This window comes from Microbacterium sp. SY138, from assembly GCF_039729145.1.
Taxonomy (GTDB): Bacteria; Actinomycetota; Actinomycetes; order Actinomycetales; family Microbacteriaceae; genus Microbacterium; species Microbacterium maritypicum_A.
Genome location: NZ_CP155793.1, coordinates 2,590,156 through 2,605,614, shown reverse-complemented (window position 1 = coordinate 2,605,614; position 15,459 = coordinate 2,590,156). Strand labels below are relative to the sequence as shown.

Annotated in this window: 14 protein-coding genes; 10 read left to right on the top strand and 4 right to left on the bottom strand. The window is 69.4% G+C overall.

The genetic code is table 11. From position 1 onward, the window contains the following. Positions 1 to 180: a hypothetical protein gene (locus ABDC25_RS12350; RefSeq protein WP_021201009.1), complete on the bottom strand. Its 180-nt coding sequence runs from the start codon at positions 178 to 180 to the stop codon at positions 1 to 3. Between the two features lie 82 nt (positions 181 to 262). Beyond that, positions 263 to 508, bottom strand: a complete 246-nt coding sequence (locus ABDC25_RS12345; RefSeq protein WP_347123079.1) for an SMR family transporter — start codon at positions 506 to 508, stop codon at positions 263 to 265. A 137-nt stretch (positions 509 to 645) separates the two neighbouring features. Here ABDC25_RS12345 and ABDC25_RS12340 point away from each other — a divergent pair, with 137 nt between their 5' ends. From ABDC25_RS12340 to ABDC25_RS12305, 8 genes are all read left to right on the top strand, one after another. Next, positions 646 to 1,986: a DUF222 domain-containing protein gene (locus ABDC25_RS12340; RefSeq protein WP_347123078.1), complete on the top strand. Its 1,341-nt coding sequence runs from the start codon at positions 646 to 648 to the stop codon at positions 1,984 to 1,986. A gap of 232 nt (positions 1,987 to 2,218) precedes the next feature. After that, positions 2,219 to 3,745, top strand: coding sequence for an ABC transporter substrate-binding protein (locus ABDC25_RS12335; RefSeq protein ID WP_235045253.1), 1,527 nt, complete (start codon positions 2,219 to 2,221; stop codon positions 3,743 to 3,745). A 76-nt stretch (positions 3,746 to 3,821) separates the two neighbouring features. Continuing rightward, positions 3,822 to 4,763, top strand: coding sequence for an ABC transporter permease (locus ABDC25_RS12330; protein ID WP_021201014.1), 942 nt, complete (start codon positions 3,822 to 3,824; stop codon positions 4,761 to 4,763). After that, positions 4,760 to 6,550 (top strand): dipeptide/oligopeptide/nickel ABC transporter permease/ATP-binding protein, encoded by a 1,791-nt coding sequence (locus ABDC25_RS12325; RefSeq protein WP_021201015.1) that lies wholly within the window; start codon positions 4,760 to 4,762, stop codon positions 6,548 to 6,550. The genes ABDC25_RS12330 and ABDC25_RS12325 overlap by 4 nt, the downstream gene beginning before the upstream one ends. Continuing rightward, positions 6,547 to 7,380, top strand: coding sequence for a dipeptide/oligopeptide/nickel ABC transporter ATP-binding protein (locus ABDC25_RS12320; RefSeq protein WP_021201016.1), 834 nt, complete (start codon positions 6,547 to 6,549; stop codon positions 7,378 to 7,380). Before ABDC25_RS12325 ends, ABDC25_RS12320 begins: the two co-directional genes overlap by 4 nt. 47 nt (positions 7,381 to 7,427) lie before the next feature. Next, the gene (locus tag ABDC25_RS12315) at positions 7,428 to 8,015 is read left to right on the top strand and encodes a TetR/AcrR family transcriptional regulator (RefSeq protein WP_021201017.1); all 588 of its coding nucleotides are present in this window, start codon (positions 7,428 to 7,430) and stop codon (positions 8,013 to 8,015) included. A gap of 34 nt (positions 8,016 to 8,049) precedes the next feature. Further along, positions 8,050 to 8,748 (top strand): alpha/beta hydrolase, encoded by a 699-nt coding sequence (locus ABDC25_RS12310; protein WP_021201018.1) that lies wholly within the window; start codon positions 8,050 to 8,052, stop codon positions 8,746 to 8,748. A gap of 74 nt (positions 8,749 to 8,822) precedes the next feature. Further along, positions 8,823 to 9,812, top strand: a complete 990-nt coding sequence (locus tag ABDC25_RS12305) for a methyltransferase dimerization domain-containing protein (protein WP_347123076.1) — start codon at positions 8,823 to 8,825, stop codon at positions 9,810 to 9,812. A gap of 112 nt (positions 9,813 to 9,924) precedes the next feature. Here the strand turns inward: ABDC25_RS12305 and ABDC25_RS12300 are convergent, their stop codons facing one another. After that, complete coding sequence (locus ABDC25_RS12300; RefSeq protein ID WP_347123075.1) at positions 9,925 to 11,268, bottom strand: amidohydrolase family protein; 1,344 nt, start codon at positions 11,266 to 11,268, stop codon at positions 9,925 to 9,927. A 160-nt stretch (positions 11,269 to 11,428) separates the two neighbouring features. Between ABDC25_RS12300 and ABDC25_RS12295 the strand changes: the two genes are divergently transcribed. After that, complete coding sequence (locus tag ABDC25_RS12295) at positions 11,429 to 12,877, top strand: glyceraldehyde-3-phosphate dehydrogenase (RefSeq protein WP_021201029.1); 1,449 nt, start codon at positions 11,429 to 11,431, stop codon at positions 12,875 to 12,877. Between the two features lie 44 nt (positions 12,878 to 12,921). Further along, positions 12,922 to 13,983: a winged helix DNA-binding domain-containing protein gene (locus tag ABDC25_RS12290; RefSeq protein WP_347123074.1), complete on the top strand. Its 1,062-nt coding sequence runs from the start codon at positions 12,922 to 12,924 to the stop codon at positions 13,981 to 13,983. A gap of 28 nt (positions 13,984 to 14,011) precedes the next feature. Here ABDC25_RS12290 and ABDC25_RS12285 read toward each other — a convergent pair whose 3' ends face one another. Then, the gene (locus tag ABDC25_RS12285; protein ID WP_021201031.1) at positions 14,012 to 15,454 is read right to left on the bottom strand and encodes a helix-turn-helix transcriptional regulator; all 1,443 of its coding nucleotides are present in this window, start codon (positions 15,452 to 15,454) and stop codon (positions 14,012 to 14,014) included. Between the last annotated feature and the right edge of the window lie 5 nt (positions 15,455 to 15,459).

Genomic DNA, 15,459 nt, shown 5'->3' with positions numbered 1-15,459 from the left:
CTACGCCTCGCGCTCGCGGGCGACGGTCAGAGCGCGCTCGAACGTCGAGACGATGACCTGCCGCCGGTCGACGCGGTAGTCCTCATCGGGTTCGAGCTCATCGATGTACTCGTCCCACACGCGGACGTAGCGATCCCGCCAGGCTTCGAGCGTGCTGCTCGGCGGGAACGTCGCCCCCACGCGGCCGGCGGCACCCTCTTCCTCTCGGCCGTTGCGATCGGATCCAGTGAACCACGGAGTGGGTGCGGTCTGCGTGCTCGCGTCAGTGCGCGCCGCCGAACTCGATCATCGCCGCACCGGCCGCGATGAGCACGACGCCGATCGCCATCCCGCGATCGAGCGCGACCGACAGCAGCCGCAGTGAGCCGGTGTGGCCGATCATGACAACGATGAGCCAGAGCGGATGCGTGAAACCCTCGGCTGCACGGGGCGAGCGGGTCGCGCTGACCTCCAGGGCGATCGCGATCAGAAGAGGTGGCCAGGCCGACGGGCGCGGGCGGTCTGTCATCGCGTGCCTTTCGTGGAGCGCACGAGGGAGGGAAGGGGTTTTCGCGCGCAGCGCTCGACCGGGAACGACCGTCAGAATACCGGCATCCATTCGAAGATCTGTTCGAAACTCGCGACCTGCTTCGGTAGAATCGAGTCATGTCGAAGTTGGCCGTACTGCACGAGGCGATGTCCCGCCTCGACGCGGCGTGGGCTGGCGCGGACGAGTCGGGCGAGTTGTCGCGCGAGCAGCTGATCGCGGTGAGTGCATCCCTCGGGGAGCTGCAGAGACGGTTGGATGCGGTGCACGTCGAGGTGGCCGCGTGCATCTCCCGCGAGTCCCGTCCGGAGTTGGGCGCGGAGAGCCTCGCGAAGCAGCAGGGCTTCCGGAACCCGGCGACGTTGATCGCGGCGACGGTGGGTGTGTCGCGGGGTGACGCGACGCGGCTCGTGAGGGTCGGGGAAGCCGTGGTGCCCCGCGAAGACCTCTTGGGCGCGCCCCTGCCGGCGAAACATCCGGTGGTGCGCGAGGCGCTCGGTGCGGGGGTGTTGAGTGCCCAGGCGGCGGCGGTGATCATCGCGCTGTTGGATCGGTGCCGACTGCCGGCGGGGGCGGTGCGTGTCGCCGAGGCGGAGCGGGTGCTCGTGGAGAAGGCGGCGGGGCTCGCTCTCGACGACGTGCGCAAGCTGGTGGTTCGCGCAGAAGCGTGGCTCGATCCGGATGGCGTGGAGCCGCGGCTCGAGGAGCAGCGTTCCCGCCGATCGCTCACCATTCATGAGCGCAACGGGATGCTGCATCTGAACGCGATCCTCGACGCCGAGACCGCAGCCCCCGTCGTCACGGCGATCCGCGGGTACGTGACCGCCGCATTCGCCGCTCGGAAGGATGCGACGGACGCCGATGCGCCGGACGCCGACCGCCGCACGGTGCCGATGATTCAGGCTGATGCGCTCGCCGTGTTCGCCGCGCACGTGCTCGGTTGTGCGACCAGGGTGCCGCTGGCGGGTGCCACGATCGTCGTGAGGGTGGGCCTCGACGACCTCGAGGCCGGCACCGGCTCCGCCGAGATCGACGGGATCGAGCAGCCGGTGAGCATCGGAGCTGCGAGGCGCATGGCCGCCGGCGGGGGAGTGATCCCGTGCGTGCTCGGAGCCGCGAGTGAAGTGCTCGACTGGGGGCGCGAGAAGCGCCTGTTCACACGGGCGCAGCGGTTGGCGTTGGCGGAACGGGATGGCGGCTGCGCCATGTGCGGGCTGCCGCCCGAGATGACGAAGGCGCATCACATCCGGTGGTGGAGACGCGACCACGGACCGACGGATCTCTCGAACGGCGTGCTGCTGTGCGAGACCTGTCACCACCGCATCCATGACAACGGATGGGATGTCCGCATCGACGGTGGCGGCGGGTGCGCGAGGGTGTGGTTCCTCCCGCCGGCCTCGGTCGACCCCGCCCGCACACCTCGTCCGGGTGGCAGAGCGCGCTTCGACATCGCCGCCTGAGCGCTGCGATCCGAGGGCAGGATGCGCCACGCCCGGCCATGCCTGCGCGCACGGACAAGGCCGGTGCGCCCCGAGGCATGAGTCGGCGCTCTCCGCGGAGGAAACGCTCTTGCGCTCTTTTTCCACGCATGTAGACTAACCAGCACGACACATCGAAGTGACGTCGGATCCGGCCTCCGGTCAGCGGCACCTCACCCCTTCTTCACCACCCCTGCACCCGAGAGAAGGAACCATGAAACGAATGCCCCTCGCGCTCGTCGCGGCCGTCGCCGCGACTCTCGCGCTCACCAGCTGCAGCGGCTCGACACCCTCGCCGTCCGGCGGCAGCGATGTCGAGAGTCCCGATGCTCTCAACATCGGGAACTTCCTCGACATCACCTCCTGGGATCCCTCGCTCGCCGACATCGGCTTCGACGGCCCGTACCTCTCCGCGGTCTACGACGCCCTGATCGCCCTCGACGCCGACGGCAACCCGATCCCGTCGCTCGCCACCGAGTGGAAGGTCGCCGACGACGACCTCAGCATCGACCTCGACATACGCACCGACGCCGTGTTCAGCGACGGCACCCCGGTCGATGCCGACGCCGTGATCACGAGCCTCGAATACCTCAAGGTCGGCGCTCGTTCGGGGGAGGCCTACGTCAATGCCGCCTCCTTCGAGAAGGTCGACGACGACACCGTCCGTATCGCCCTCACCCAGCGCGACGACACGATCCTGTACCTCATGGGTCTCGGCCGCAGCTACATCGCCTCCCCGGCGTCGATCGAAGCGGGCACCCTCGGCAGTGAGCCGATCGGCTCCGGGCCCTACGTCCTCGACAGCGCGACGAGCGTGGCCGGCGCCGAATATCACTTCACCAAGACCGCCGATCACTGGGATGCCGAGACCTATCCGTTCTCCGAGCTGGCGATCTTCCCGATCACCGACGCCACCGCACGCCACAACGCCATGCTCAGCGGTCAGATCAACGTGCAGTACGGCGACGTCGCCAACCTCGAGCAGGCGAAGCAGCAGGGCTGGAACACCGCCGAGCGCGTCTCCGGCTGGGCGGGGCTCGTCATCACCGACCACACCGGTGCCAAGAGCGAGCCTCTCGGCAAGCTCGAGGTGCGGCAGGCGCTCAACTACGCCTTCGACGGAGCCGCCGTCCTCGCTGCCGTCGGCAGCGGAGCCGGGGTCGCCACGAACCAGGTGTTCCCCGACGGCGGGCCGATCAACGACCCGTCGCTGAACGAGACGTACGCCTACAGCATGACCAAGGCCAAGGAGCTGCTGGCCGACGCCGGCTACCCGGACGGGTTCGCGATCTCGATGCCGATGTCGCCCATCTTCGAGATGTGGAAGCCGTCGGCCGAGCAGGCGCTCAACGAGCTCGGCGTGAAGGTCACGTGGGACAACATGCAGATGCCGGACTACCAGTTGAACGCGCCGAACTACCCGATGTTCATCTCGTTCCTCGCGATGGACGGCAACGACGTGGCCACCGTCTCCCGTCAGGTGACCAGCGTGCAGTGGTTCAACCCCGAGCCCGACTACGCGCAGAACGAGGTCATCGCTCCGCTCGTCGAGAAGGTGCAGACAGAGCGCGGCGACGCGCAGACCGACGCCGTCAAGGAGCTCAACAAGGCCCTCGTCGACCAGGCGTGGTGGTCGGTCTGGTACCAGGCGAACAACATCTACTACACGGCGCCCGGCATCCAGCTGCAGCCGGTGGTGGGGATGATGTTCCCGACGCTGCGCTACATCACTCAGGGCTGACGCCCGTCGGGGCGGCCGCGACGCCGGCCGCCCCGACACCCTTCCCCCTCCGACCCCCACCTTCCGAGAGGTCCCCATGCTCCTGTTCACGGCGAAGCGGTTGCTGTCCGGCATCCTTCTGCTCGTCGCGGTCTCGATCGGCACCTTCTTCCTGGCGCACCTCGCCATCAGCGACCCGACCGCTTCGCTCCTGGGGACCACGGCGAGTCCCGCCCAGCAAGCGGCCCTGGCCGAGAAGATCGGTCTGGACCGTCCGCTCCTGGTGCAGTTCTGGGACTGGCTCTCGCATGCCGCGCTGCTCGACTTCGGCGTCTCCTGGCGCAACTTCCAGCCTGTCAGCGCACAGCTCGCGATCAAGGTGCCCGTGACGCTGTCGGTCGTGACGTTCGCGACGCTGATCACCGCTGTCATCGGCATCGCCTTCGGGATGATCACGGGGTTGCGGCCGGGAACCTGGTTCGACCGGATCATCAAGGGCATCTCCGTCGTCCTGTTCGCGCTCCCCGGCTTCTGGGTGAGCCTCGTGCTCGTCATGTGGCTCGCGGTGCAGCTGAAGTGGTTCCCCGCCGTCGGCTACGTGCCGCCCACGCAGTCGGTGGACGGATGGCTGCGTTCCATCACCCTCCCGGCGATCTCGCTCGCCCTCGGCGGCATCGTCGCCGTCTCCGAGCAGTTGCGCAATGCCGTCATCACCCAGAGCCGCCAGGACTGGGTGCGCACTCTCCGCAGCCGCGGTCTCTCGGCGACCAGGGTCAACCTGCACATCCTCCGCAACGCCTCACCGGCCGCCCTCACCGTCATCGCCCTGATGTTCGTGGGGTTGCTCTCCGGAGCCATCGTGGTCGAGCAGATCTTCAGCCTCCCCGGCCTCGGACAGCTCACCAACCAGTCCTCGCAGAACGGCGACATCCCGATGCTCCTCGGCATCACGGTCGTCTCCATCGTCTTCGTCGTCCTCATCAACCTCCTGCTCGATCTCGTGCTCGGCTGGATCAACCCGAAGGTGCGCGTCGCATGACCACCACAGACATCCGGGTCGCCTTCGACCGGGCGGCGCAGAAGCGACGTTCCAGCCTGTTCCGTCGCTTCCTCCGGCACCCCGGCGGGTACATCCCGCTGGCGATCTTCGTCCTCATCGTGCTCGTGGGGGTTTTCGCGCCGCTGCTCGCGCCGATGGACCCCAACTTCGTCGACCTCGCCGCAGCCAAGGCGCCTCCGGGGCCCGAACACCTCCTCGGCGGCGACTCGACCGGCCGTGACATCCTGAGTCGTCTCATCTACGGCACCCGCACGACCCTGTGGGGCGCGCTCATCACGATCGTCACCGCGCTCGTGATCGGCGTGCCGTCCGGCGTCGCGGCCGGCTACTTCGGGGGCACGTTCGACCGGGTCGCCACCTGGATCAGCGACGCACTCCAGTCGATCCCCGGCATGATCATCCTGCTCGTGGTGGCCGCGGGCAGCCGCAACAACTTCGAGCTGCTGATGGCGACGGTCGGCGTGTTCATGGTGCCCGGCTACTTCCGCATCGCGCGGTCGCAGACGCTCGCCGTCCGCAACGAGCCCTACATCGACGCGGCCCGTGTCTCCGGGCTGTCGGACGGGCGCATCATCTTCCGGCACGTCATCAGGGCCGTCTACCCGCCGGTCATCATCCAGACGGCGCTCACTGCGGGCATCGCGATGGGCATGCAGGCCGGACTCCAGTTCCTCGGCATCGGCGACTCCAACGTTCCCAGCTGGGGGGCGATGATGCTCGAGGGCTTCCGTCTCATGCTCACCTATCCGCTCATGCTGCTGTGGCCTTCGGCGGCCCTCGGGCTCACGATCGCGGTGCTCGCGATCATGGGATCCACGCTCGCCGAACTCGTGCAGGTGCGCACGCCGCGGGTCTCCCGACGGCGTGCCGACGCCGAGGCCACCCCGACGGCACCGCGGCACGCCGCCACCGGTCACGCACAGCACGCGCCAGAGGATTCGGCGCTGCGGGTCGAGAACCTCCGGGTCGTGCACGCCACGCCGACCGGTGAGACCGAGGTCGTGCACGGTGTCACCCTCGACGTGGCCCCCGGCGAGGTCGTCGGCATCGTGGGAGAGTCGGGCTCCGGCAAATCGCAGACCGTGTTCTCGGTGCTCGACCTGCTGCCCGCCACCGGGCGGGCGGTCGCCGATGCCATCTGGGTGCGCGGAACCGACGTGACGAAGGCGACGCCGAAGCAGCGACAGGCGCTGCTCGGCCGCGAGATCGGCTACGTGCCGCAGGAGCCGATGAGCAATCTCGACCCCTCGTACACGATCGGCAGCCAGCTCGTCGAGCCGCTGCGGCGCACCCACGGTCTCCGCAGGTCGGAGGCCGAGGCGCAGGCACGGGCGATGCTCGTGCGTGTCGGCCTCACCGACCCCGATCGGGTGATGCGCAGCTACCCGCACCAGGTGTCGGGCGGCATGGCGCAGCGGGTGCTGATCGCCGGCGCGATCGCGGGCAAGCCGTCGCTGCTCGTGGCCGACGAGCCCACCACGGCGCTCGACGTGACCGTGCAGGCCGAGGTGCTCGAGCTCCTGCGCGAACTCCAGGCCGAGTACGGCATGGCGATGCTCATCGTCACCCACAACTTCGGCGTCGTCGCCGACATCTGCGACCGCGTGATAGTGATGCGCGGCGGCGACATCGTGGAATCGGGACCGGTCGATTCGCTGTTCGCCGCGCCGACCGAGGAGTACACGCGTCAACTGATCGCCGCCTCGCTCGACGACGCCGAAGGTCGCGCCGCGCTCGACCGCACCAGGATCGAGGCGAACGCATGAGTGCGCTGCTCGAAGTGAACGATCTGGTCGTGGAATACGGCCGAGGGCGGACCTCCTTCCGTGCCCTGCACGGTGTCTCCCTCGACATCGCGCCGGGCGAATGTCTCGGCCTGGTCGGCGAATCCGGCTCGGGCAAGTCGACGCTCGGCAAGGCGATCCTCGGCCTCGCGCCCGTGACCGACGGGAGCATCCGCTTCGACGGGAAGGAGATCAGCAGACTCGGCGGCCGTGCCCGACGCGCTCTCGCGGATGACGTCCAGGTCGTCTTCCAGGACCCGTACGGCTCGCTGAACCCGGCCATGACGATCGGCGACATCCTCGCCGAACCGCTGCTCACCAGCGGCATCGGGACGAGGTCTGCCGAGACGAAGGTGCGCGAGATGCTCGACCGCGTCCGTCTGCCCGAATCGGCCATGGACCGCTACCCGAGCGAGTTCTCCGGAGGGCAGCGTCAGCGCATCGCGATCGCCCGTGCCCTCGTGCGCGGACCGCGGCTCATCGTGTGCGACGAGCCCGTCAGCGCCCTCGACCTGACCACGCAGGCGACGATCCTCGATCTGTTCATCGAGCTGCAGCGAGACACCGGGGTGGCGTACCTCTTCGTCTCGCACGACCTGGGCGTCGTCCGCCGCGTCTGCCACCGCGTCGCCGTCATGTACCGCGGCGAACTCGTGGAGGTCGGCGAGGGTGAGCAGGTCACCCGAGCCCCGGAGCATCCGTACTCCGAGCGGCTGCGCCTGGCCTCGCCCGTCGCCGACCCCGTCGCGCAGCGGGAGCGGCGTGCACAGTGGCTCGCTCTGCGGGAGGTGCGCGATGCGGCGGTACGGTAGCTCCAGGCCCGATCACTCCACGCACCGGAATCGGCCGGAAGGACCTCATGCCGAAGATCATCGATCACGACCAGCGTCGACGGGACATCGTCGAGGTGGCCAAGAGCATCATCCTGAAGGGGGGCTTCGAGGCGGCGACGATGCGCAGCATCGCGGCGGAGGCCGGCTTCGCGAACGGCGCACTGAAGCACTACTTCCCCGGCAAGGAGAGCATCGTCGCGGCGACGTTCGAGACGATCCTGCAGCAGATGTCCGAAGGGGTGCAGGCCGCGGGCGAGGAGCCGGCGTCGGCGGACGCCGCGTTGCGGGGGTTCCTGCGGGCGACGATTCCTCGCGACCAGGAGCAGATCGCGGCGGGGCGGGTGCTGCTCGCGCTGTGGGAGTACGCGATGGCCAACGAGGCCCTCGCCGAGCTGTATCGCGGACACCTGGCGTCCTGGCGCACCTCGCTCATCGAGCGGATGGAGGCGGCGCGCGACGAGGGGTCGATCCGCGACCAGGACTACGGGCCCCTCGCGAACGAGTACATCTCGGCGGCGGTCGGCGCGACGGTGATCAACCTCATGTATCCCGATGGCGAGCGGATCGCCGACTACGAGACCTATATCGACCAGTTCCTGGCGCGGCTCCGCTGACGGCGACGCGCCTGATCCGAGAGGACCGCGCGTCATGACCTCACCCCTTTTCGTCGAGCGGCACCCGGGTACCGGGCGTCCGGTGGTGTTCCTGCACGGCCTCGCCTCGCAGGGCGCGCAGGACTGGCCGGAAGCCGAGTGGGGCGGATCCTTCGGCGACCGTCCCCGCGTCGTGGTCGATCTCCCGGCACACGGAGCGAGTCCGACGCTCGGCACGGCCCCGACCTCGGTGGTGCTCGACGCGCTCGCGGACGCCGTCGGTGCGGATGAGATCGACCTGGTGGGGTACTCGCTGGGGGCCCGGCTCGCCTGGGACCTGGTGCGGCATCCCGCGGTCGCGGTGCGCCGGGCAGTGCTCGGCGGACTCAGCGCGGGGGAGCCCTTCACCCTGGTCGACCTCCCGGTCGCGCGCGCGGCCGTCTCCGGCGGCGCCGCCCCGGCGGATCCACTCACGGGAATGATCGTGCACATGGCCTCACTGCCCGGCAACAGACCGGGCGACGTGATCGACCTCATCGAGGGCCTGGCCGCGGAGCCGTTCGCCCCGCGGCCCGATGGGCTCACGCTGCCCGTACTGCTGATCGGCGGCACGGACGATGCGATGGCTGCCGGGATCGACGAGCTCGCACAGCTGCTCCCGGCGGCGCGCGCCCACCGCGTCCCCGGTGATCACCTCTCCGCGCTGCACACGGCGGAGTTCCGCACCGCTGTGCAGGACTTCCTGGCGGACTGACCCGGTTGGCCGCCCATCGGTCTCCTCATGCCCTTTAATTCCAACATTCGTAGATAAACATCGAAAGGCCACTCATGACCGACACTCCCACCGCGGACGCGGCCCGGATCCTCGACATCGCCACCGGATACATGGCATCGAAGCAGCTCTTCCACGCCCGTCGCATCGGCCTCTTCGCTGCCGTCGACGGCGGAGCCGACACGGTGCCGGCGATCGCCGAGAGATGCGGGGTGAGTGAGCGCATCGCGCACCTGCTCGCCGACGCGATGGCGGCCCAGGGGCTGCTGGTCCGCACGGACGGCAACTACGTCGTGGCCCCGGATGCGGCCGCCTACCTCACCGGTGCCGATGCGGCGATCGACCTCGGCCCGTTCCTCACGTTCCTCGACGAGATCAGCTACCCGCACTGGCTGCAGTTCGCCCATACGGTCGACACCACCGAACCGGGTGACCTGCAGATGGACGACGCCCGCTGGGCGACCTTCATGGCCGGCGTCATGACGTACAACCGCCTGCACGCCCAGGAGTTCGGCCGACACATCGACCTCGCCGGTGCCACGAAAGCCCTCGATTTCGGCGGGCTCTCGGCGGATTTCGCGCTGTCGGTCATGGCGCAGAACCCGGCGTTGCACACCACGTTCGTATACGCTCCCGGCTTCGAGGACGGCATCGCCGAAGCCGTGGCGGCGGCGGGCGTCGCCGACCGTGTCGTCGTCGAGATCGCCGACACCGCGACTGCCGCACCCGAGGGGGCATACGACGCCGTCTTCGCCAATCACGTCATCCATCGCTTCACCGCCGAGGAGAACGCCCGGATCTTCCGAAACCTGCGGGCGGCAGCGACTCCGGGAGCGACCCTGACCGTGCTCGACTTCTTCCTCGACGACGACGCGGAGCAGCGCGGGATCGACGCCCGGCACGCCGGGGAGTACCTCGTCATCGACGGGACCCTCGTGTATCCGGAATCTCAGGTGCGCGGCTGGCTGAACGATGCGGGCTGGGAGGTGCGGGATAAGGTCGCCCTGCCCGGAAGCCCGCGGGTGCTGGTCGCGACGGCGGTGTGAGACTTCCCCGGCGTCGGGTGCCCGACGACGGGGGCGCGGACTGGTCCGAGGGGGATCAGAGGCGGGCGGCATGCGTGAACATGCCGCCCGCCGTTTTCGTGCGCGGGCGGGCTCAGTCGCGGGAGAAGACCGTACGGCCGTCGACGATCGTGCGCACCACCTCGAGCGAGGAGAACGGGCGGATGGGCGTCAGCGGGTCCTCGTCGAGGATCGTCAGGTCGGCGACGTGCCCGACCTCGAGCGACCCCTTCCAGTCCGATGCGCCGTCCTGTCGCGCGGCCTCCACGGTCATCGATCGCAGGAGCAGGTGGCGGGTCGCTGCGTCGTCGATGAAGCCCGCGTCGGTGAGCAGGGCGAGCGCGGCGTCGAGCCCGAGCCGCCAATCCGGACTCGCGATCGGCGCGTCGCTGGTCACGGTCGTGAGGGCGCCGGAGGCGAGCATCGCGGCCAGCGGCCAGGCCGTGGCGATGCGCGCCTCGCCGAGCTGCGCCGCCGCCCAGGAATGGGTGTGCGCAGCGATCAGGGGCTGCACGGCGAATCCGGCATCGACCCGTCGCATGCGCGCGATCTGCTCGGGCGTGGCCAGGTCTCCGTGGACGACGTAGTGCGGAGCGGCCGGTGCGGGCGCATCGGAGAGGCGCTCCAGGACCGCGAGGAACTCGGCGATCGACCGGTCGCCGGTCGCATGCACGGCGATCTGCATCCCGCGGGATGCGGCCAGTTCGACCATCTGCTGGAATGCGGAGAGCGGGTCGCTCCCTCCTCGGGTGAGCAGTGCTCCGGTGGTGCCGTCCGCATACGGCTCCTCGACCCAGGCGGTCGCCATCGGGGGGATGCCGTCGGCGAAGATCTTCACTCCGGGGATCGCAAGCCATCGCGGGTCGTGGGTGGGTGGCGGGGTGCGGATGCCGTGCGCGAAGTCCTCGAGCGTGCTCTCGCCGTCGATCGTGCCGAAGAGCCGCAGCAGAGTCACCCGCGATGTCTGGGCGCCTTCGCGGTGCAGTTCGCCGTAGGTGTCGAGCATGTCGGCGCCGAAGCATCCGGTCTCCCCGGCGTCCTCTCCCGGACCGATGCCCGGTTCGGTGTAGCTCGTGATGCCGTGTTCGGCGAGGAGGCGCCACGCGCGGCGCAGGGCGGATCGTCGCTCGCTCGCGGTCGACACGAGTCTTCCGGGCGGCTGCTCCTCCGGGGGAGTGTCCGAGAAGAACAGGTGCGGCCAGCGCGCACCGAGCCATGCGGCATGCAGGTGTGCATCGTTGATGCCGGGGACCGCGGTGCGTCCGTCGAGTTCGAGGACGTTCCGTGCGTGGAGTCGGGTGGCGGCGGCATCGGTGGCGACGATCACGCCGTCGCGCACGGCGAGGGCGTGAGCGATATCGCCCGTCCCGTCGAAGGTGTGGATACGGCCGCCGCGGATGATCAGGTCGGCGTCGTCGCCGGGAAATGTCTGGCTCATTATTCCACCAGTGTAGACGTAAAACCCGGCCGAATGCGGGGCGGGGACGCACCGATTCGGCGCGCGGTTCTGCGGCTTGTACGCTGGAGACATCCCCCGATTCACCCGGCAACTCGCGCGCCGGCGACCTCGGCGCGCGCTCACACATGCAAGGACGCAGATGAACGATTCCGCGGCACACCGCGACGACTGGACTGAGAGCGAAGAGCTGGCGGAGCGGATGATCCCGCTCATCGGGGCGCTCCGACGCGAACACGACGTCGTCACCTCGCTCCACGGGCACCGCCTGCTCGGTCTGTCGGCAACCGGCCTCGTCGAGGTGCACGAGCGCGTCGCGCAGCTCGGGCACGAGAGGCTCCCCATCGAGGACAGCCTGGCCGTGCTGGAGGCGATCCATGCGCTCGCCCCCGGTGCATCCTCCCTCGATGTCGCCCGCCTCGTCGCCGGCCATGCCGAGAGCGGTCAGCCGCTGGAGACGTACCTCGCAGACGTGCTCGCCCCTGCGATGGGAGCCGTCGCCGCCGAACCCACCGACGTCGTGCTCTACGGCTTCGGGCGCATCGGCCGCCTGCTCGCCCGCATCCTCATCGCCCACACCGGGGGAGGAAGCGGACTGCGCCTGCGCGCCATCGTCGTCCGCCGCGGCGCCGAGAACGACCTCGTCAAGCGCGCATCCCTGCTCCTGCGCGACTCCGTGCACGGCCGCTTCGCCGGCTCGGTCACCGTCGACGAAGACGCCGAGCAGATCATCGCCAACGGCACCCGCATCCAGGTGATCTACTCCGACGACCCGGCGACCATCGACTACACCGCCTACGGCATCCACGACGCGATCGTCGTCGACAACACCGGGCGCTGGCGCGACGAGGCCGGTCTGTCGCAGCACCTGCGCTCGACCGGCGTCGCCCGCGTGCTGCTGACCGCGCCGGGGAAGAGTCCGCTCAAGAACATCGTCCACGGCATCAACGACGACACGATCGTCGAGACCGACCGCATCCTCTCGGCCGCCTCCTGCACGACCAACGCCATCACGCCCGTGCTCGCGGCGATCGACGAGGCCTACGGCGTCGTCAAGGGGCACGTCGAGACCGTGCACTCGTTCACGAACGACCAGAACCTGATCGACAACTTCCACAAGGGCGATCGGCGCGGACGCTCGGCGGTGCTCAACATGGTCATCACCGAGACCGGTGCCGCCAAGGCCGTCGCCAAGGCGCTGCCGCAGTTGGAGGGCAAGCTCACGGGCAGCTCGATCCGCGTGCCCACCCCCGACGTCTCGCTCGCGGTGCTGCACCTGACGATCGAGCGGCCCGCGACGAAGGATCAGGTCAACGACTACCTGCGTCGGGTCTCGCTGCACTCGAAGCTGCGCCAGCAGATCGACTACGTGGAGAGCCCGGACGTCGTCTCCACCGACTTCGTCGGGTCGCACCGTGCCGGCATCGTCGACGGTCTCGCCACGATCGCCGATGAGGACACCCTCATCCTGTACGTCTGGTACGACAACGAGTTCGGCTACTCGTGCCAGGTGATCCGCGTGCTCGAGGTCATGGCGGGCTCGCACCCGATCGTGCTCCCCGAGCGCCGAGAGGTGACGCTGCAGAGCTGAGGTTCCTCGTGCGCCGCGTCGGCGGCACCCGGCATGATGAGGTCATGAAGACCGCGACCCTGCGTGCCGAGCGCCTCCGATCGCACCGCCTCATCTCGCCGGCTCCCACGGTGACGGATGCGGCGCGCCACATGCTCGCGGTACAGAGCCAGGACTTCACCGCGGGTCGCTGGGCTCTGGCCGTCCGCACCCGAGGGGAGACCACGGTGCGCGACGTCGACCGCGCCTTCGACCGCGGTGACATCGTGCGCGGGTGGACCATGCGCGGCACCCTGCACACCGTCCCGGCGCGCGACCTCGGCTGGATGCTGCAGGTCACCGCGGGGCGGCAGCGACAGCAGGCGGCCTCGCGCCACCGCGATCTCGGCATCGATGACGACATGGTCGCCGCGAGCGTCCGGGCGCTGACGCCGGCGCTCCGCGACGGCGGGTGCACCCGCGCCGAGGTGTTCGACATCCTCCAGGTCGTCGGCATCGATCCCTCGGGCCAGCGCGGCATCCATCTGCTGTTCACCCTCACGATCGACGGTCTGATCTGCCAGGGGCCGGTCGTCGCCAGGGCCGGCTTCGCCCGCGAGCAGCGCTTCGTGCTCGTGGAAGATCACATCCGCGAGCACGTCACGCCCGATGACCCGCTCGCCGAGCTGTTCGTCCGCTACATCGACGGACACGGCCCCGCCGGTATCGCCGATTTCGCCTGGTGGGCGGGCCTCACCCTCGGTCAGGCGCGCGAGGCGGCCGAGCGGGCGGGAGCGGGAACGGACGGTGGCAGGCTCGACGAGATCGACGAGGGTCTCTTCGCCGCGCGCCGACGTCCGCGAAGAGCATCGGGTGCGGCCTCCGTCCACGCCCTCGGCGCGTTCGACGAGTACTACATCTCCTACGCCGATCGCACGACCGTCTGCGCCCCGGAGCATCTCGCGGCCGTCGGCCCCGGAAAGAACGGCATGGTGCGTCCGACCCTCGTCGAGCAGGGGCGCGTGATCGGGACCTGGTCCCACGCGACCGCGACCAGGGGTACGCCGCCTGAGCTGTTCGAGGAGCCGGAGGATCCCGCCGCCGTGGCTGCGGCCCTCGCCCGGTTCGCCCGGTTCGCCGACGACTGAGCCGCAGGGATCACCGACCCCGCCGCGACTACTCGCTCGCGTGACGCGCGAGGAAGTTGTAGACCTCGTTGTCGTCGACGCCGGGGAAAGCGCCGCGGGGGAGCGGCGAGAACATGTGCGTGTGCACCCGCGCGCTCGGCCACGCCCGTCCGCTCCAGCGATCGCTCAGTTCGGCGGAGGGGCGACGGCAGCACGACTCGTCGGGGCAGGTCGACACCGCTCTGTCGTTGGTCTCGCGTCCGCGCCACCAGCGGGCGTCGTCGAACGGCACGCCGACCGTCACCGAGAACTCGCCGTCGCTCGACGATCCGGTCTGGGTCGAGCACCAGAACGTGCCAGAGGGGGTGTCGGTGTACTGGTGGTGCTCCACCGTGCGGTTCTGCTGCGTGAACGCCGCGCGTGCCTGGAACTTGCGGCACACCCGCTGTCCCTCGACCGCGCCGGTCACGTCCATCGGCAGCGGCAGGTCGTCGTTCTCGTACACGCGGGTGATCGCGCCGGTGGAATCCACGCGCAGGAAGTGCAGCGCCATGCCGAGGTGCTGCGTCAACAGGTTCGTCATGCGCATGCCGGCGGCTTCGTGCGTCACGCCGAAGCCGTCGCGGAAGTCCTCGACCGCGAGGTTGCGGTCTTTCTTCGCCTGCTGCAGGAACGCGACCGATGCGGTCTCCGGCATCAGGCAGCACGCGGCGAAGTAGTTGATCTCCAGGCGCTGCTGCAGGAAGTCGGCGTAATCGGTCGGCGGTGTGTGCCCGAGCAGTCGGTGCGCCATCGCCTGCAGCGCCATCGAGCGCAGACCGTGGCCACCCGGGATCGACGCCGGCGGCAGGTAGATGCGTCCGTTCTCGAGGTCGGTGACCGAGCGGGTCGAGTGGGGAAGGTCGTTGACGTAGATCAGCTCGAAGCCGAGCTTCTCCGCCATGATGCTCACCGTGCGGTGGGTGAGCGCCCCCTGTACGTGCCCCGCGGCCTTGAGGTGCTTCTCGGCGAGCTTCTCGATCTCGGGGAGGTAGTTGTTCTGCGCGCGCATCCGCAGCCGCAGCTCGGTGTTCGCGCGCCGCGCCTCCTCCGGCGTCGCGATGGCCTCGCGTTCACGACGCTCGAGCTCGCGGTGCAGCCCCAGGACCGATTCGATCGTCTCGTCGCTCATGCCCTTGGTCACGCGCACGGGCGCGACGCCGAGCTGCCGGAAGACCGGGCTCTCCTGCGCGCGCTCCAGGGCGATCTCGAGGGCGGCCCGACGGTTCGGCGGTTCACCGGAGATCAGGTCGGTCACCTCGGTCTTGGTCGCCTGTGCGATCGCCTGCAGCAGCGAGAGCTTGGGCTCGCGCTTGCCGTTCTCGATCAGGCTCAGTTGAGAGCCGGCGACGCCCACCAGAGCACCGAGCTCGTCGAGCGTGAACCCGTTCTCCAATCGGTGGTGACGGATGCGGTGGCCGAGAGTCGTGAGGTGGATGCCGGAGGACGCCATTCCTT